We start from the raw sequence: 17,905 nt of genomic DNA on the forward strand, positions 1-17,905 counted from the left end.
CTGGGGCTCATTGCTGCCGAAGGTTCCGCAGCAGGGATGTCGCTGATGATCTGCGGCGGCAGGGAACTAGCAGTCGGAAAACTAGTGGGACGGATACCGCGGCGGGTGTACTTGCCTTTCGGCTCGTCCCAGGACATCACGTATCTGTGGCCCAAGCTGCGTTCCAGTGACTCCCAACCGGGCAGAGGCGTGCTTCTCGACCCCACCGTCGCTCCACCTGGGCTGCAAGTACAGCTCATCACTGCCGCGCAGCCCCCGACTGTGACTAAAGAGCCTAGCCCGCGACCCCCACTGTGGATTCGGCCTTTACCCCAGCGACTTCCGCATTCGCAGCTGAGGGATGCCCTCGCGAGGCATCCCGAAGACCAGGGACCCTCCGACTCATTCGTGGTCGGGATTGAACAGTTCACCTGGCGTCCGGTGAGGTTGAAGGTAGCGCCGGTGACCCTCATTGTGGGTTCCCCTGGTACTGGCAAGACCAGCTGTCTGCGACTTTTTCAGCAGCTTTCCTCCCATTTCTTGTGCCTGTCAGGCGGCAACGACTGGGGTTTGCACCTCCCGGACCAGATTGCTGAAGGATCAGCAGCTGGACTGTCCCTGATCCTGGTCGACGACGCCGAGCGGTGCAGCTCCGCCCAGCATCAACAGCTCCAGGAATGGGCCTCGCGAGGGGCCGCTATTGTGGCGACCGCATCCCCCTCAGCAACACTCTTCAGCCAGCTTCCGTGGGCCCACCCGGCTCGCTACTCGGGAGGGGTGGTTTTCCTCTCACCAGTAAGCCGGAGTGAGACGGATGCAGTACCCGCCATGATGCCGTTGCTGGAACAGACCATCCCGGGCAGGGCGGTTCAGCTGCGGCCCGAAGGGCCACGGATTTTCCAGTGGGCGTTCGCGGAACCGGAAGGAGCAGCCACATGAGGGTGCAGCCCTATGAGGGTGCAGGCACATGGAGGAACCTTCCAGCTTGCTATTAGCTCCTGTGAAGAGACAGTGCGTAGACATATTCCCATGGCTGATCTTTCATCAAACCCGCTGGGAATCCTCTCCGTTACTGCTGCTGCCGCTCTGGCTTTGGCAGCTTGCGCCCCAGATGACACCGAGCAGACCACAGACGACGGCGCCGCCGAAGTCCAGGACTCCCCCACTCCGGAGGAGTCCCCCGCAGTTGAAGAATCCCCCACCGACGCGGCCACTGAAGACACCGCGACAGACGAAGCCACCGATGACGCTGCAACGGGTGCTACTGGGGATCACCCGGTCTATCAGGCGATCGACGCAGCTCTCGAGGAGTACCCCGACGGTGTAGTGACCGAGTTCGAGGACAATACCGATGACGATGGCTACGTTGAGGTATTCGTCTACGACGGCCAGACCGAGTGGGAGCTCGAGATCGATTCGCAGTCCTTCGAGATCATCGACAGCGAAGATGACGGCATCGACGGAGATGACCGCGATGAGGCCGAAGCCGTAGAGATCGAGATCGCTGAGGCTATTCAGACCGCCGAGTCCGAAGGCGGCGCCGAGCCCTATCAGGGCGAACTCGACACTGAAGACGGCACCGTCGTGTGGGAGATCGAACTGACCAACGGCACCGAGATCTATGTGGATGTAGCCACCGGAGATGTGGTGCGCACCAGCGACTGATCTGGAGTGATCTCCACCTAACTCAATACGGCCTGTGGGCCCTGCCGGTAGACTAATTCAACTGCCAGTAGGGCCCACAGCCGTTGTCTAAGAAAGAGGTGTTTCCGTGAGCATCGAACAGAGCGGCCACCCCGCCGAACCGCAGCCAGAGCGCCGCGACCTCACCGGATACACCCCCAAAGCGCGCGCCTGGCGAGCCTTCTTCGAAACAAGCGCCATCATCAGCGACCGGATGGAAAAGCGACTGCACGCCACCACAGGCCTGAAGCTCACCGATTACAACCTACTGCTGCTGCTCTCAGAAGCCCCAGGCCAGCAGCTGCGGATGGGCGAGCTCGCCGAGAAGATGGTGTTCTCTCCATCCCGGCTCTCCTACCAGGTGAAGTCGCTGACCTCCCGTGGGCTCATCGAGCGCTGCGCAGACCCACAGGACAAGCGCGGAATGACCGCCCGGCTCACCGACGAGGGACGTAGCGTCTTCGCCACGGCATCCAAGCTCCACGCCCAGCACATCAAGCAGCTGTTCCACCCGGCACTGGACAACACAGAAGCCGAAGAACTCAAACGGATCTGCGACCAGATCCTGCAGACCGTAGCTTCAGCTGAAGCGGACCCCTGCTGACCCGGACCCCTGCTGATCCAGGCCTCGGTTGAAGAACGAGATTACTGCCGCCGCGCAGACAGAATCTGCAATGAGTCAGCACGGCGACGCAGGATCTCCACATCCTCCAGCGCTGCCTGAACCGCGGCCAGGGCTAGCCGCTCATCCACCGCATCGGCCCCCGGTGAGCAGATCACCCCAATGCTCAGCTCCGGACCGGCTCCGCCGCCTACCACTTGGGTACCGCTTGCTGTGGTCGTGACAATGCCGGCATTAGGTTGCAGCACCAGAGACTCCACGCCGGGGCAGAGGTCGGGGACCTCGGACAGCGCCTGGGCCAGCTCGGCGTCAGCATAACTGGGCACCCAGGTGCCGCCCTGAGCCAGAGCCTCAAGCGCTGGACGGCGAATCACAAAAGTCAGCTCCGCGCCCGGATCCAGGACAACCAGCTCCGCGCCCTCTGCCAGCGCGGCCAGCATAATGCGTTCGGCTTCAGCGGCCACCGGACGGGCCTCGGAGTGCCAGTCCGTCAACGCCTGCACAGAGGTGAATACCGGCATCGCCTGGCGTCCATCTGGAGCTGTCAGAGTCACCAGCGCAATATCGGCCTGCTTATCCCCCACCGGACCGCCAGCTTCCAAGGCCTCGCCTTCTTCTGCCACGGTGGCGATCACCGGCGCGAAAAGCCGCTGCCCGACCAGGGCGTTCACAAAACCAGCCTCGTCCCCGGTGCCGGAGATAAGCGCCTGCCCGGCAGTCAGCACCTGCGGGGTAGCTAGCCCGTCGTCGCCGTCGAAGGTGTGTAACGGATTGCCTTCACCGGCCAGATCGCGCCCCTCCCAGGGCACCCCTGCCGAATCAGCAGCGCGCCCATCAGGGCTGCGCTGCTGACGCTGCAGCAGATTCGCGATATGCGCCGGTAGCTCTTTGGACATGTTGTGCTTAGGCCGAGGCGGCGGCAGCCTTCAAAGCTTGCGGCAACGTGAACTTCCCTGCGTAGAGCGCCTTGCCCACTATGGCGCCCTCAACACCGAGGCTCACCATCTTGGCCAATGCCTGGATATCCTCCAGGGAAGAGATACCACCGGAAGCCACAACAGGCTTATCAGTCTTAGAGCAGACCTGCGCCAGAAGGTCGGTGTTGGGACCGCGCAGGGTGCCGTCCTTGGTCACGTCAGTCACCACGTACCGGGGGCAGCCAGCGTCCTCCAGGCGCGCCAGCACCTCCCAGAGGTTCCCGCCTTCCTGCGTCCAGCCTCGGGCTGCCAACGTCTCCCCACGAACATCGAGACCCACCGCGATCGCATCGCCATGGCGGGCGATGGCACGGGCGGTCCATTCCGGATCCTCCAGCGCCGCGGTGCCGAGGTTGACTCGGGTAGCGCCGAATTCCAGTGCGCGATCCAGGGACTCGTCGTCGCGAATTCCTCCGGAGAGTTCGATCTTGATGCCGACCTCCTTGACTACCCGTGCCAGCACCTCGCGGTTATGTCCGCGACCGAATGCGGCGTCGAGGTCCACCAGGTGAATCCACTCAGCCCCCTGCTCCTGGAAGGTCAAAGCCGCCTCGAGCGGATCCCCGTAGCTGGTCTCAGACCCAGCCTCACCCTGGACCAGGCGCACGGCCTGACCTCCGGCGACATCCACTGCAGGCAGCAGCTCGAGTGCGGGTGTTGCTGCAGCGGGCACGGTGGCAGTCTCAGTCATGATGGCGGTGTCTCTTTCTCTTACCCGTTATGGTTCGTCTCAGCCTGCGTCCGTGTGGGCGCTCAGAGGCTCTTGATCCAGTTGCGCAGCAGCGCCATACCGGCATCCCCGGACTTCTCCGGGTGGAACTGCGTGGCCGCTAGCGGACCGTTCTCCACTGCGGCGATGAAGTCGGTGCCGTGATGTGCCCAGGTGACCTGGGGCGGATGCATCGCTTCCACGCTCTGATCAAAATCCCAGCGTTGCACTGCGTAGGAATGCACAAAGTAGAAACGCTCATCCTGCAGCCCTTCGAAGAGCACGCTGTCCTCCGGAGCACGTACGGTGTTCCACCCCATATGGGGAACGACGACGTCATCGGGCAGCGCGGTGACCTCGCCTGGCCACTCCCCCATGCCGTCTGCGGCAATACCGTGCTCTACCCCGCGTTCGAAAAGGATCTGGTGTCCTACACAGATGCCCAGCACCGGCCGACCCCCGGCAACGCGGCGACCGATCCAGCGTGGTGCATCAATAGCTTTAAGAGCGTCCATCACCGCAGCGAAGGCTCCGACGCCGGGAACTACCAGACCCTCGGCGTTGAGGATCTTCTCAGTGTCCTGGGTCAATTCAACCTCGGCACCGGCGCGTGCCAGGGCGCGCACTGCCGAGTGCACGTTCCCGGAGCCGTAGTCCAGCACCGCGACGGTGGGCCTAGCACTCACAGTGCCCCCTTGGTGGATGGAATGTCATCTGTGCGCGGATCTGATTCCACGGCCTCACGCAGCGCGCGGGCGAAGGCCTTGAACTGGGCTTCGACGATGTGGTGGGGATCGCGACCACCCAGGACCCGCATATGCAGGCAGATACCAGCGTGGTAGGTGACCGCCTCAAAGACATGGCGTGTCATGGAGCCGGTGAAGTGCCCGCCGATCAGGTGATACTGCTGGCCTTCCGGTTCACCGGAGTGCACGAGGTAGGGGCGCCCGGAGACATCAACGACGGCGTGGGCCAGGGCCTCATCTAAGGGGACGGTCGCTTCACCGAAACGTCGGATGCCGCGCTTGTCCCCAAGTGCGGTGCGCAGCACTTCACCAAGCACGATGGCGGTGTCCTCAACCGTGTGGTGAACATCGATATGAGTATCGCCTTCAGCTTCAATGTCCAGGTCGATCAGGGAGTGCTTGGCCAGAGCGGTCAGCATATGGTCGTAGAAGGGCACAGTGGTGTTGATATTTGACGTGCCTGTGCCGTCAAGGTTCATCCGCACACGTACCTGCGATTCGCTGGTGGTGCGTTCCATCTGCGCGATGCGCCCGCTCATCAGTTCAGCTGCCATAAGAGCTCCAGTCTATCTTTCCGCTGTGACGCCGGCTGTGGAGTTCTCTGCGAGCCGTGCAAGGGATGTCAGAAACGCCGTGGTTTCCTCTTCGGTGCCAGCCGTGACGCGCAGATGCCCCGGAATACCAACGTCCCTGACGAGCACGCCGTCGTCGAGCAGGTGCTGCCAAGCGTCCTTCTCATTCAACAAACCCCCGAAGAACACAAAATTAGAGTCCGAGGGGTATGGGTCAAGGCCCATCCCCCGAAGTTCGACGACGATCCGGTCGCGCTGGGCTTTGATCCGCTCAACGTTGGCCATGAGGTCAGCCGCATGATCCAGGGCAGCACAGGCGGCAGCCTGGGTGATGGCCGAGAGATGATAAGGCAGACGAACCAGGCGCAGGGCGTCGGTGACTTCTGGGGCTGCGGCAAGATAACCGAGTCTGCCGCCGGCAAGGGCGAAGGCCTTACTCATGGTGCGGGTGACGATCAACTGTGGGCGTCCGGGAAGCAGCGTCAGGGCTGAGGGCCTGCCGGGCTGACGGAACTCTCCATAAGCCTCGTCAACGATGACCATGGTCTCTGTGTCCAGCGCGGCCTCGTAGGCGGCCTCCACCACAGCCAGGTCCAGTGCCGTACCGGTCGGATTATTCGGTGAGCACAGAATGACCACATGGGGACGGTGCGCACGGATTTGGGCCGCGACATCGTCAGGTGTCTGGGTGTAGCCGGGACCGCGGGTGCCTGCAATGTAGTCGCTGTATACACCACGGGCGTAGAGCGGGTACATCGAATATGTCGGCGGGAAGGACATCACGCTACGACCCGGGCCGGCGAAGGCCTGCAGGATATGCTGCATCACCTCATTGGAGCCGTTGCCCGCCCATATGTGTTCACCAGTGAGCTGGAGCGCCGCAGCTCCAAAGTCAGAGGCGTCGCGAGCAAGTTCACGGTTGAGGTACTCCGCGAGCTTCTGGCGCAGCAGGCTGAACTCACGGTCTGGATAGCGATTGAGGCTCTCTGCAGCCCTGCGGACCTCTTTCGCGATGGCATCAACGACATCTGACGGGACGTCATAGGTGGTTTCGTTGACATTCAGCATTGCTGGAACTGCTAGCTGAGGTGCGCCGTAGGGCGCCTGACCGCGGAGCTCATCACGCAGCGGTAGGGCTGCCAGTCGGGAAGTGCGGGTCTGCTGTTCGCTCACCCGACTATCCTAGTCCTCGCCTGAATTGGAGGTATACGACCCCGGGGCGAAGACCACAGAGTGAAATGACTCAGTTCTGCGGCCCCGAGGTGGGGACATAAATGACCTCGCCTGGCTGAAGCTCTGACGAATCCAAGCTATTGAGTTCCGCAATTTGCAGGATCACCGTCTGGACGTCTTCGTTGGTGTCAGCACGAGAGGCGATCGACCAGAGAGTGTCCCCGGCATTGACCTTCATTTCTTCGGCATGGACACCAGCGGCTTCTGTCGATCCGGCCTGGACCTGATTAAAGAAGGAAGCGGAGACGAAGAGGGCACCCGCCACGACTGTTGCGGCAAGCAGCAGTGCAGGCAGGCCAAGGAACATCAAGCGGCCCCGGCGGGTCAGGCGCAAAGCGACCCCAGAGAGGTGTCCTTTGGCGCGGGCTGTATTTGTCCGATCCTTATCGGTGCGAGCCGTATGAGAGCGAAGCATATTGGTGGGGACCTGAGATGAGGTGGTCATGGGGAAAAACCTCCTGTTTCGAACCTGTGTTCTATTTCTAGCACATATCTTCGACTCGTGGCCAGACACTCGCATATATCTATGGAATCTTTCTGCGATTTCGAGTAGCCTGACCGTAATGTTCGAAGTGACTTTCGATGACGTTCCCTATTCAACGGGGAGGGTCTGACACGAAAGTCCGTCACAGGGAGGACCGGCACATGGCGGCACCGGAGACCGATGAAGCACCAGCACTGACTGAGCGTCAGCGCCAGATCGTCAATGTCATCCAGAAGTCTCTGGCTGAGCGCAGCTATCCGCCGTCTATGCGGGAGATTGGAGATGCCTGCGGTCTTGCCTCGCTCTCATCGGTGACGCACCAGCTGGCTCGACTTCAGCAGCTCGGTTACCTGCGACGCGTCCCGGGTAAACCTCGCGCCATGGAGGTCATTCGTGACTCGTCTGGACGTCTGCTGGCCACCGAGAACAGCAGCAGCGATTCAGCACAGTCTCGCGGCCAGGGCGCCGAGGACGAGACCGTGATCCAGCTGGACGCCTACCGCACTGATAGCGATAGCCGTGTCTCAGAGGTGCCTTTGGTAGGACGCATTGCCGCTGGTGGTCCCATCCTTGCCGAACAGAACGTGGAAGAAGTCATGCCGCTGCCTCGCCAGATCACTGGTGAGGGCGAGCTCTTCATGCTTCAGGTGCGCGGCGATTCCATGATTGAAGCTGGAATCTTCGAAGACGACTGGGTTGTGGTCCGCCGTCAGCAGGATGCTGATAACGGGGACATTGTGGCCGCTCTCCTCGAGGACGAGGCCACTGTCAAGACCCTCAAGCGTCGTGATGGTCATCAGTGGTTGCTGCCGCAGAACCGCATGTACGAGCCAATTCTGGGCGACGACGCCACGATTATGGGCAAGGTCGTCACCGTACTGCGGAGTCTGAGCTAGCCCTCGCGGAGTCGGGCTAGGGCACCGCGAGCGACCTTTTGGTCAGTAGTGGCCCAGAAGTCCGGCATGGACTTCTTCAAGAATCCGCCGTAACGCGCAGTTGCTAACCGCGAATCCAATACTGCGAGTACGCCTCGGTCCTCTGCGGTGCGGATCAATCGCCCTGCGCCCTGGGCCAATCGGATGGCTGCATGGGTGGCAGAGACCTGCATGAATCCATTGCCGCCAGCTCGGGCCGTCTCCTGACTGCGGGCGTTGGTCAGCGGATCATCGGGCCGCGGGAACGGAATCCGGTCAATAACTACCAGCCGGCAGGACCGACCTGGAACATCAACGCCCTGCCACAGGCTCATAGTGCCGAAAAGGCAGGTCTCTTCATCCTCTGCGAACTGCCGCACTAGGGCAGACATGGTCGCGTCCCCCTGGCAGAGGATCGGGACATCCATCTTGGTGCGCAGTTCCTCTGCGGCTCCTTCGGCAGCTCGCCGCGAGGAGAACAGCGCAAGAGTTGCGCCTCCTGAGGCTTCGATCAGCCCTGCCAGCTCCTCGCGCTGGACATCCTGGGTTTTCAGTGACGGCGCCGGGAGGTGCTTCGCCACATACAACATTCCCTGGCGCGGATAGTCGAATGGGCTGCCGACATCAATGCCCTCCCACGCCGGGGCTGATTCGCCCTTCAGGCCAAGCTGGCCGGCTACCGGATCGAAACTGTCACCGATAGTCAGTGTCGCCGACGTGAGCACTACGGTGCGTTCCCCGAAGAGTCCCTCCCGGAGACGGCCGGCCACCGAGGTCGGTGCCACATAGATGATGGGCGGCTCGGAAATATCAGCCTCCCGATACCCCTGCCCCGGTGTGAATGTTCCAGGGCGGGACAACCAGATCACATCCGGGGTCTCCCCCGCATCCAGCATCCGGTTGGCAGTATCCATCACCGCCTGCAGACGTGAACGCGCCGTAGTGCGGCCAATATCTGCTTCACCGTCACCCGAGGGCTTGGAATCAGAGAGCGCAGTCCGGGCAGCATTTCTAGCCAGCTCAACGGCCTGGAGCTGTTGTTCGTTCATTCCGGTCGGTCGCCGCGGGGTGCTCACCAACAGACCGGACTCGGCAGCGCCGAAAGCCGTCTCCACGGCCGATGCGGCGGCCTGCAGAGCATCGACGCTGATGGCGGTATGCCTTCGCGCGGAACTGGCGGCAGCCTGGATCATCTGCGCCGAGAGCTGTGCAGTCACCGCAGAGGTGACCCGCTCGGCCATCTCATGAGCCTCATCGATGATGACCGCATCATGCTCAGGCAAGACCTCCAACCCCTCGAAGGCATCAATAGCGAGCATCGCGTGGTTGGTAACCACCAAGTCCGCGTCAGCGGCGTCGCGTCGCGCCAGCTCCGAGAAACACTCCTCGGCCATCGGGCATTTACGTGGGCCGATGCAGTCCACCGCGTTGACCGACACCTGACGCCAGGCTTGATCTGTGACACCGTCGGGCAGGTCGTCGCGATCTCCGGTGTCTGTGGTCTCAGCCCATTCGCGCAGCATGACCACCTCTTTGCCCAGCCGTGAGGTGGGTTCGAAGGTGGTCACACCGTCGGTAGGCTCCACGGCCGCGGCGAAAAGGGCTTCCTGATCGTCGTCGCCCTCGGGGAATCCGCCGGCCAGTTTCTGCTTACACAGGTAGTTGGCCCTGCCCTTGATCAGGGCGACCTCCACAGGGCGCGGCAGCTCAGGCTCAATGCTCTCCAGCAGACGCGGCAGGTCCCGACCCATGATCTGGGCCTGCAGGGCAAGAGTCGCGGTGGAGACCACAACGGGTTTGTCAGCCTCCACCGCATGGGCCACTGCAGGCACCAGATAGGCCATGGATTTACCAGTACCGGTACCGGCCTGAACCAGCAGATGCTTTCGACGACGCAACGCAGTTGCCACTCGTCGCGTCATCTCCACCTGCCCCTCACGCCGACTGCCGTCGAAGGCGTCTACTGCTGTGGTGAGCAGTTCTTCAGCTCGGTCAGCAGCGGGGCTGATCTCAGCAGGGCGCGCGGTAGAAGTGGAAGCCGAAGTCACGCTCCTAGTCTTTCACCTGGTACTGACTCAGTTCCGCGGCAAGGCTCGGACGCACCAGTACATGAATCCTGGTGCCCTCCTCCTGGTAATCCGTGGAGAGAATCTCGGCGTCCTCAGCGTGCAGGCGCGAGACAACCTCGCCGTCGGCATAAGGCACCAACAGCTGCAAAGGCACTGTGGGACGTGGGATGGAGTCACTGATCAGTTGCTTCAGCTCGTCAATACCCTGACCCGTATGGGCGGAGACCACAATGGCATGCGGCTCGCGACGCCGGATCCGATCGATCACATGCGACTCGGCGGCGTCAGCCTTATTCAGCACGATAATCTCATCGACTTCGTGGGCGTCCACCTCGGCCAGCACTTTGCGCACGGCAGTTATCTGGCTTTCGGGCTCCGGGTGGGAGGCGTCAACAACATGCAGGATCAGATCCGCGTCGGCGACTTCTTCCAGGGTGGAGCGGAATGCCTCCACGAGCTGCGTGGGCAGCTGCCGAACGAACCCGACCGTGTCAGAGAGCGTGTATCCGATGCCATCAGGGGTCACGGCTTTACGCGTGGTGGGATCCAGGGTGGCGAACAACGCGTTCTCCACCAGCACCCCGGCGTCGGTGAGGCGGTTCAGCAGGGAGGACTTGCCCGCGTTGGTGTACCCGGCAATGGCCACCGACGGCACAGCGTTGCGCTTACGGTTAGCCCGCTTGGCATCACGGGCTGGCTTCATACCAGCAATCTCGCGGCGCAGTTTGGCCATGCGCTGGTTGATGCGCCGACGGTCCAGCTCGATCTTCGTCTCACCGGGGCCGCGGGAACCAATGCCGCCGCCGGCAGCGCCGACTCGACCACCGGCCTGACGGGACAGTGACTCACCCCAGCCACGGAGGCGAGGCAGCATGTACTCCATCTGGGCCAGCTCCACCTGGGCTTTACCCTCACGGGACTTCGCGTGCTGGGCAAAGATATCCAGGATCAGGCCGGTGCGGTCGATAACCTTGACCTTCACGATGTCTTCAAGACCTCGGCGCTGGGAGGGGGCCAGCTCGGAGTCGACAATGACAGTGTCGGCGCCGAGTTCAGCGACCGCTTCTTTGATCTCTACCGCTTTGCCGGAGCCGAAGAAGGTGCCCGGGTCGGGCTTGCCGCGACGCTGGATGAACCCGTCAAGCACTGTGGAACCGGCAGTCTCGGCCAGTGCCGCGAGCTCGCGCAGCGAATACTCGGCTTCGGTGATGGTTCCTTCAGTCCACAGCCCGGCCAGGACCACCCGTTCTAGGCGCAGCTGCCGGTACTCGACCTCGGTGACGTCTTCAAGTTCTGTGGAGAGGCCCTCCACGCGGCGCAGTGAGCGGCGCTCGAAGAGGTCGTACTGCTCGCCGTCGTGTTCGGTGTGGGCATCGGAGTCAGCAAGTTCGCGGGCTCGATCACCCAGGATCGAAAGACGACGCTGCCTGGCGTCCTCATTGAGGTGTTCTTGATCAGCGACGAAGCGGGTCGCCTTGCCGTCGGTGTTGGCCTCATCTGCCGCGAGGATGCGGGCGATAGTGGCATCAATGCTCGACTGAGCGTTGTCTTTTTCTGAGTTCTTATATTCAGTCATAAATCCTCGGGGACCCGGATCGGGGTCCAAATAGTTAAAGGGATTCGGACAAGCTCAACCGGCGGCTTACTTCAGAGCCCGGGAGCAATTTCCAGTGAGGTGTTTCAGCCGCGGGGGCGGGCAAACACGGTGTGACGAATCCACATGTATTCTAGTATCGCACATCAAGCCAGTATTGGACAGGGGGAATCCGCATCGAACAGGTGCGGAGGATACGATCTCTTAGGTGAGCTCCTCGCACTATTTCTCCCCAGATCCAGCCGCTCCGATGCAGCGCCGCACTATCCCGGTCACCCTTGAGGGTCGGGACGTTCACGTCACCACCGCCGGCAGCATCTTCTCCCCTGACGGCCTGGATAAGGGCACCGCGGTGCTACTGCACCACGTTCCGGACCCTGCAGCCGGAGGCAATCTGCTTGATATCGGCTGCGGGTGGGGCCCGATCGCCTTGAGCATGGCAATGCGCTCCCCCGAGGCCGAGGTGTGGGCGGTGGATGTCAATGACCGGGCGCGCACCCTCTGTGCCGAGAACGCCGCAGCGCTGGATCTGCCTCAGGTCAGAGTCCACGCCCCAGAGGATGTTCCCGACGACGTCCGGTTCAGCACGATCTGGTCCAATCCTCCTATCCGGGTGGGCAAAGCGGTGCTGCATGAACTGCTTCAGACATGGCTCCCCCGATTGGAACCTGGTGGCACCGCGTGGCTGGTGGTGCAGAAGAATCTAGGAGCAGACTCACTTCAAAAGTGGATGAGCAGCATGCTCGCCGATATTGATAGCGAATTCCTTGTCGACCGACCAGAGACGGATAAAGGATTCCGGCTGCTGCGAGTCCGCCGGGGCCACCCACAGTGACACTGGAACAGCTGGCCGAGCTTCCCATCGCCGAGCTTGAAGAGGCGGTGATCTTCTCCGAGTGGCGCGAGCTGCGCCGGGCGTCCACACGATCGCTGACGCGCACAGCTGCGCTGATGACGGCACTGAATTACGAGCCCACGCAGCCGCCCCATCAGGTGATCGGCGTCGTGGGCTCCAAAGGTAAGGGAACGGCAGCCGCCTATGCCTCGGCGGCACTGGCCGGTCTCGGCTACCGGGTGGGGACAGTCATGAGTCCCGGAGCGGTGTCCAATGCGGACCGAATCCGGATTGCCGGGCGGGTCGTTGAGGAGCCAGTACGCCGTCGGGTGCTGCTGCAGATCGAATCAGCGCGCAGGCAGCTACCGCCCGCGACAGCCGAGTCCGGGTATTTGGCACCGACTGGACTGTTCCTGCTGATGGGGATGCTGATCTTCGCCCAGGAGGGCATCGACGTGGCCGTGGCAGAAGCTGGAATCGGTGGTGCCTCCGATGATCTCTCGCACTGGCCTCTCAAGGGTGTGGTCGCCACCGGGATCTTTGCGGAGCACCTGGAGATCCTTGGCCCCACGGTGGCCGACGTCGCCCGTGATAAGGCCTCGGTGGTCACCTCCAGCACGCGATTCTGCGTGAGTTTCCCGCAATCTGCAGAAGTCGCACAGATTCTCATCCAGCGGTGCAGCAGCCGTGAGGCCGTGCTTCTGGAGTCCGGTCCCTGGGAGTACCGAATGGTCGAGCACCTGCCGGCCGGCTTTGGCCGCACCAATGCGGCTCTCGGTGTGGCCGCAGCGCGCGCCCTCCACGGGGTGGTCGGGGCTGAGCAGGAGGCCGACCTGTTGGCGGCGCTGCGCTCCGTGCAGTATCCGGGCAGGCTGTCTTTGCATCGATTCGGTGAGCAGGAGTGCGTGGTGGACTCAGCTGTTTCAGCTGCGGGCTTGGATGCGGCGCTGGATTATTGCCGGCAGACCTGGGGGCATCAGGACCACCAGGTGCTGGTGTGCCTGCCGCCGTCGAAGGACCTTGCTGGTTTCATTCAGCGACTGCGGCAGTTCCCGGGCCGCAAGGTCTTCGTGGAGATTCCGGGGGCTTATACCGGCATGCCTGAGCGCGATGCCTGGCCCTGGGAGTGGGTCACCGATGACCAGCTGGATTCACTGCTGCGCCAGGGTCATACTTTGGCGGCGGGGACCGTACTGTTCACCTCGCTGGTGCTGCGCACCCTTCGCGTCGACGCCGAGCGGCTCTTCCTGGCCTGAGGTCCTCAGTGCATTGTGCCGGTGTAGACCAGCTCAGCTGGACCGGCGAGTTCCACTTCCTCGGCGCCGTCAGGCCGGGCACGGAAACGGACCGTCACTTCCCCGCCGGGCACGCCCACCTTCCACGTATCGACGCCGTCGCCGGCCGCCCACACGCGGACAGCCGCTGCGGCGGCACACGCGCCGGTGCCGCAGGACAGGGTCTCCCCCACGCCTCGTTCGTGGACTCGCATACTGACGCGTCCCACTCCGGTCTCCACCAGAGGTTCGGCAGGTACCACGAACTCCACATTGGTGCCGTGAGGCGGAACAGGCTCCACCTTCGGGGCCTGGTGCAGGTCGAGCCGCTGCAGGGACGCCGTATCTGGCAATGCGACCACAGTGTGCGGGTTCCCCATAGAGATGCTGAGGGCAGGTCGCGGGTCCTCCAGGCCGGCTGCCTGGACCAGTGAATCGCTGGCCCGTTCCGCCGCCATTTCCGGGTCGATGAAGGACCAGATGCCCATGCCGATGGCATAGCCTTCCGGCACTTTCTGCACAGTCTTGAGCCCACCGCGGGTCAGCACCGGGAGGCTTCCGCCGTCCTCCAACTCCGCGTAGCCATTGCTGAGCAGGAAATGAGCGAAAGCCCGCACACCATTGCCGCACATCTCGGCGATGGACCCGTCGCCGTTGCGGTAGTCCATGAACCACAGCGGCGCCTGCTCGGTGCTGGTCAGCCCGACGGCCTCCAGCGCGTCGCGACCTTCATCAAAGGCATGAGCGGGTACCGCACGGATGAGCCCATCTGCACCAACGCCGAGGTGGCGGTCGCACAGTTGCGCCACACGTTCGGGGCTAAGTGTGATGCCCCCTGCGGGGTCGGCGATCATGACGAAGTCATTGCCGGTGGCGTGGGCTTTGGTGAACTCCATAGTCATAGTCAACCACCTGCTGTCTCAATAGCTTCCAGGGCTGAATCCAGGAGATCCTCGGCCGGGGCCTGCAACCATGTGATGCGCGGGTCGGCACGGAACCAGGTTTCCTGACGGCGGGCGAACTTTCGGGTCGCCACGATGGTCTCTTCCACTGCCTGTTCCAGGCTCAATGCCCCATCGAGGACACGGAGGCACTGCTGGTACCCGATGGCCTGACCTGCGGTGCGTCCCTCGCGCAGTCCGGCCTGCTCAAGGCGCTTGACCTCATCGAGGAGCCCCTGTTCGCGCATCAGGTGAACCCGCTCAGCGATCCGCTGATGCAGCAGTCCCCGCTCCACATTGAGCCCCAACTGCACCACCGGCGTCATCTCCGGGTGATAGACCCGCTGCGGCATGAATGAGGTAAAGCTGCGTCCACTGATTTCGGCGACTTCAAGGGCACGCACTAGTCGGCGGTCGTCTCGAATCACACTGGCCGATTCTGGATCGGTGCGGCGTAGTTCATCGCGCAGCACCGCAGCCCCCTCCTGCTCCAGCCGGTCTTGTAAGCGTTGACGCACCGCAGGGTCTGTGGGTGGGAATTCAATGTCATCGATGGCAGCGCGGATGTAGAGACCGGAACCTCCGACAAGGATCGGAGTCTTATCGCGTGAGCGGACCTCAGTGATCTTTTCGCGGGCCTGTTGCTGGAAAGTGGCCACTGAGGCCTCTTCACTCAGGTCTAGTGTGTCGAGAAGGTGGTGCGGCACCGATCGACGTTCCTGGTCGGTGACTTTTGCGGTGCCGATATCCATGCCGCGATAGAACTGCATGGAATCGGCATTGATGACTTCGCCGTGGAGGCGGTCCGCGAGATCAATCGCCAGCCCGGACTTGCCGGAGGCAGTGGGACCTACGACGACGAGAAGCGGTGGTGTCCCTACAGCTGAGTCCATCACCGGCTGATGCCGACTGCCGGGCGCAGGGCGGGCATCCCCAAAGAGACGGCACCGGGCTTGGCTCCTTCGACCTGGGTTGTTCCCACTCCACAAGAATCAGCCTGCCAGCGGTCCCAGGCGTCACCGGCACGGGAGCGGCGCAATGAATACTGCTCGAGCTGGGGGTCTGAGACCAGGTGGAATCCTGCTGCTTCAGTGATCGGCACGGAGACAAAATCACCCGGCCGGGGCGTGGCAGCACCGTCTGGGACGGAGAAGTGGACCAGTCGGTTATCTGCTGCCCGGCCGGAGAGCCGACCCGTGCTGGCCCCCTTGGATCCGGAATCGGCAGTGACCAGCAGTTCCTGTGTGGTACCGATAAGGGCGGCGTTTTCTTCTGCGGAAATCCTGTCCTGAAGGGCTACGAGGCGTTCGAATCGTTCTTGGACGATCTTCTTCGGGATCTGTTCATCCATCGTGGCCGCTGGGGTGCCCGGACGCGGTGAGTACTGGAAGGTGAAGGCACTGGAGAAGCGGGACTGCTCAACCACGCGCATGGTGTCTTCGAAGTCTTCCTCGGTCTCGCCGGGGAAGCCCACGATGATGTCCGTAGTCACTGCCGCATGCGGGATACGTTCGCGAACTTTCTCCAGGATGCCCAGGAACTTCTTCCCGCGGTAAGAGCGTCGCATGACTTTCAGGATTCGGTCCGAGCCAGACTGCAGGGGCATGTGCAGCTGCGGCATGACGTTTGGCGTCTCAGCCATCGCGTCGATGACGTCATCGGTGAAGCTGGCCGGATGCGGGCTGGTGAATCGCACGCGTTCCAAACCTTCGATGTCACCGCAGGCTCGCAGCAGCTTCGCGAATGCTTGGCGGTCGCCGAATTCCACACCGTAAGTGTTGACGTTCTGCCCCAGCAGGGTGACTTCAACCACGCCGTCGTCGACCAGCGCTTGCACCTCTGCCAGGATCTCCCCGGGGCGGCGGTCGCGCTCTTTGCCTCGCAGGGAGGGAACGATGCAGAACGTGCACGTGTTGTTGCAGCCCACGGAGATCGACACCCAGCCCGAATGCACGGACTCGCGCTTGGTTGGCAGGGTGGAGGGAAAGGTCTCAAGAGATTCAAGAATCTCGATGGAAGCTTCAGCATTGTGCCGAGAACGCTGCAGCAAAGTAGGGAGTGAACCGATGTTATGGGTGCCGAAGACCACATCGACCCAGGGTGCTTTTTCCAGGACCGCGTTCTGGTCCTTCTGCGCGAGGCAACCGCCGACGGCGATCTGCATTCCCTGGTGCTTGGCCTTGATCGGCTTCAGCTGCCCGAGGTTCCCGTAGAGGCGGTTATCGGCGTTCTCCCGGACAGCGCAGGTGTTGAAGACGACAAGGTCTGCCTGTTGTCCCTGCTCGGCCGGTACATAGCCGGCATCTTCAAGCAGCCCCGAGATCCGCTCCGAGTCGTGGACATTCATCTGGCACCCAAAAGTGCGCACCTCGTAGGTGCGTTCAGTGTGCTGTGTGTCAGGGCGTTCCAGAAGGGTCTCAGTCATGGCTCAACTCAATGCGGGTTCGGGTGCTTCAGTGCTCGGCAATTCTACCGGCTTCGCGCGTCGAGCTCTTCGCGCACCAGGCTGAACGCGGCGCCCGGGCTGTGCCCCCTGCGGGCGAGCATGCCCACCAGTCGGCGCGTGAGCTTGTCACGCTCCTTGCGGTCTTCAACACTGTGCGCCGGAGGGACAACCACGCCGCGGAGCTTAGCGGCGATGAGTTCCCGCGCTGCTGCTGTCTCATCATCGGCGCTGAGCTGCTCAAGGGCCTCCCCGGCATCTGCTTCGCTGATGCCTTTATCGCGCAGTTCGCGCTTCAGGGCCGCACTGCCAAGGCCTTTGGTCTCATGCCGCGTGCGTACCCACATCCGGGCAAACTCGCGGTCATTGACGAGGTGGACTTCTTCCATACGGTCTAGCACAGCGGTGAGTGTCTCCTCGCTGAACTCACGTTCCCGTAATGCCTGCGCCAGCTGGTGGCGGGATTTAGGCGAGCCTGTGAGCTTACGCAGAACCACTGCCCGAGCCTTGGCGTACTGATCCTCCCGAGAGGCACTGGATGCCTTGTTGAAGTCAGGTTCGGCTGCCGGTGCAGCAGAGCCAGACCCGGCCGGTTCGGCGTCGGCGGTACTGCCCTGTGGTGCAGCGTCGACGGTCCCCTGCGGTTCAGTGTCGGCTGTGATCCCCTGCGGTTCGGTATCCGCTGGGCTGCCCTGTGGTTGCGTGGCGCTGTCCTGTGGTGCGGGGTCAAAGAGATCCGAGGACAACTCTCCCGCCTCGAGCTTGGCCAGAGTCTCGCGGAGGGCATCCAGCTTCTGCTGCTGCCCTCCGCGGTCATCCTGCATACTCAT

The 17,905-nt window shown here is 62.6% G+C and carries 17 protein-coding genes; 5 read left to right on the forward strand and 12 right to left on the reverse strand.

Annotation, left to right across the window (positions count from 1 at the left end; all coding sequences use genetic code 11):
* Positions 1–1,008: 1,008 nt before the first annotated feature.
* Together TX78_RS01855 and TX78_RS01860 are read left to right on the forward strand one after the other, a co-directional pair.
* On the forward strand, positions 1,009–1,644 hold the full coding sequence (locus TX78_RS01855; protein WP_044493072.1) for a PepSY domain-containing protein: 636 nt from the start codon (positions 1,009–1,011) through the stop codon (positions 1,642–1,644).
* A 106-nt stretch (positions 1,645–1,750) separates the two neighbouring features.
* Entirely contained in the window at positions 1,751–2,266 is a 516-nt protein-coding gene (locus tag TX78_RS01860; RefSeq protein ID WP_233722121.1) for a MarR family winged helix-turn-helix transcriptional regulator, read from the forward strand.
* 41 nt (positions 2,267–2,307) lie between these two features.
* On the opposite strand, the gene TX78_RS01865 is transcribed toward TX78_RS01860, so the two are convergent.
* From TX78_RS01865 to TX78_RS13040, 6 genes are all read right to left on the reverse strand, one after another.
* Positions 2,308–3,180 carry an SseB family protein gene (locus TX78_RS01865; RefSeq protein WP_044493075.1) on the reverse strand — a complete coding sequence of 291 codons (873 nt, stop codon included), beginning with the start codon at positions 3,178–3,180 and terminating at the stop codon, positions 2,308–2,310.
* 7 nt (positions 3,181–3,187) lie between these two features.
* Entirely contained in the window at positions 3,188–3,952 is a 765-nt protein-coding gene (priA, locus tag TX78_RS01870) for a bifunctional 1-(5-phosphoribosyl)-5-((5-phosphoribosylamino)methylideneamino)imidazole-4-carboxamide isomerase/phosphoribosylanthranilate isomerase PriA (protein ID WP_044493077.1), read from the reverse strand.
* 62 nt (positions 3,953–4,014) lie between these two features.
* Positions 4,015–4,656 (reverse strand): imidazole glycerol phosphate synthase subunit HisH, encoded by a 642-nt coding sequence (gene hisH, locus TX78_RS01875; RefSeq protein WP_233722122.1) that lies wholly within the window; start codon positions 4,654–4,656, stop codon positions 4,015–4,017.
* Complete coding sequence (hisB, locus tag TX78_RS01880) at positions 4,653–5,270, reverse strand: imidazoleglycerol-phosphate dehydratase HisB (RefSeq protein ID WP_044493083.1); 618 nt, start codon at positions 5,268–5,270, stop codon at positions 4,653–4,655. The genes hisH and hisB overlap by 4 nt, the downstream gene beginning before the upstream one ends.
* Positions 5,271–5,282: 12 nt before the next feature.
* Complete coding sequence (locus TX78_RS01885; protein ID WP_044493086.1) at positions 5,283–6,461, reverse strand: histidinol-phosphate transaminase; 1,179 nt, start codon at positions 6,459–6,461, stop codon at positions 5,283–5,285.
* Between the two features lie 70 nt (positions 6,462–6,531).
* Positions 6,532–6,966, reverse strand: a complete 435-nt coding sequence (locus tag TX78_RS13040) for a LysM peptidoglycan-binding domain-containing protein (RefSeq protein ID WP_049897307.1) — start codon at positions 6,964–6,966, stop codon at positions 6,532–6,534.
* 200 nt (positions 6,967–7,166) lie between these two features.
* Between TX78_RS13040 and lexA the strand changes: the two genes are divergently transcribed.
* Positions 7,167–7,901, forward strand: coding sequence for a transcriptional repressor LexA (lexA, locus tag TX78_RS01895; protein WP_044493088.1), 735 nt, complete (start codon positions 7,167–7,169; stop codon positions 7,899–7,901).
* Here lexA and TX78_RS01900 read toward each other — a convergent pair.
* Positions 7,898–9,967, reverse strand: a complete 2,070-nt coding sequence (locus tag TX78_RS01900; protein ID WP_407635372.1) for an ATP-dependent DNA helicase — start codon at positions 9,965–9,967, stop codon at positions 7,898–7,900. The genes lexA and TX78_RS01900 overlap by 4 nt on opposite strands.
* Positions 9,968–9,971: 4 nt before the next feature.
* Positions 9,972–11,564, reverse strand: coding sequence for a GTPase HflX (gene hflX / locus TX78_RS01905; protein WP_044493090.1), 1,593 nt, complete (start codon positions 11,562–11,564; stop codon positions 9,972–9,974).
* Between the two features lie 226 nt (positions 11,565–11,790).
* Here hflX and TX78_RS01910 point away from each other — a divergent pair, with 226 nt between their 5' ends.
* Both TX78_RS01910 and TX78_RS01915 read left to right on the forward strand, forming a co-directional pair.
* Positions 11,791–12,417 (forward strand): class I SAM-dependent methyltransferase, encoded by a 627-nt coding sequence (locus tag TX78_RS01910; protein WP_044493092.1) that lies wholly within the window; start codon positions 11,791–11,793, stop codon positions 12,415–12,417.
* Positions 12,414–13,673, forward strand: coding sequence for a folylpolyglutamate synthase/dihydrofolate synthase family protein (locus tag TX78_RS01915; protein ID WP_049897308.1), 1,260 nt, complete (start codon positions 12,414–12,416; stop codon positions 13,671–13,673). The genes TX78_RS01910 and TX78_RS01915 overlap by 4 nt, the downstream gene beginning before the upstream one ends.
* Positions 13,674–13,678: 5 nt before the next feature.
* Here the strand turns inward: TX78_RS01915 and dapF are convergent, their stop codons facing one another.
* Genes dapF through TX78_RS13045 form a run of 4 tightly spaced genes read right to left on the reverse strand, consistent with a single transcriptional unit; the run spans position 13,679 to position 17,905 of the window.
* Positions 13,679–14,587 carry a diaminopimelate epimerase gene (gene dapF / locus TX78_RS01920; RefSeq protein WP_233722123.1) on the reverse strand — a complete coding sequence of 303 codons (909 nt, stop codon included), beginning with the start codon at positions 14,585–14,587 and terminating at the stop codon, positions 13,679–13,681.
* 8 nt (positions 14,588–14,595) lie between these two features.
* On the reverse strand, positions 14,596–15,525 hold the full coding sequence (gene miaA, locus TX78_RS01925; RefSeq protein WP_044493097.1) for a tRNA (adenosine(37)-N6)-dimethylallyltransferase MiaA: 930 nt from the start codon (positions 15,523–15,525) through the stop codon (positions 14,596–14,598).
* On the reverse strand, positions 15,525–17,057 hold the full coding sequence (gene miaB, locus TX78_RS01930; protein WP_044493098.1) for a tRNA (N6-isopentenyl adenosine(37)-C2)-methylthiotransferase MiaB: 1,533 nt from the start codon (positions 17,055–17,057) through the stop codon (positions 15,525–15,527). The genes miaA and miaB overlap by 1 nt, the downstream gene beginning before the upstream one ends.
* 44 nt (positions 17,058–17,101) lie before the next feature.
* The gene (locus TX78_RS13045) at positions 17,102–17,905 is read right to left on the reverse strand and encodes a regulatory protein RecX (RefSeq protein WP_233722124.1); all 804 of its coding nucleotides are present in this window, start codon (positions 17,903–17,905) and stop codon (positions 17,102–17,104) included.

Origin of the sequence: Nesterenkonia massiliensis, assembly GCF_000455245.1 — a bacterium.
Taxonomy (GTDB): Bacteria; Actinomycetota; Actinomycetes; order Actinomycetales; family Micrococcaceae; genus Nesterenkonia; species Nesterenkonia rhizosphaerae.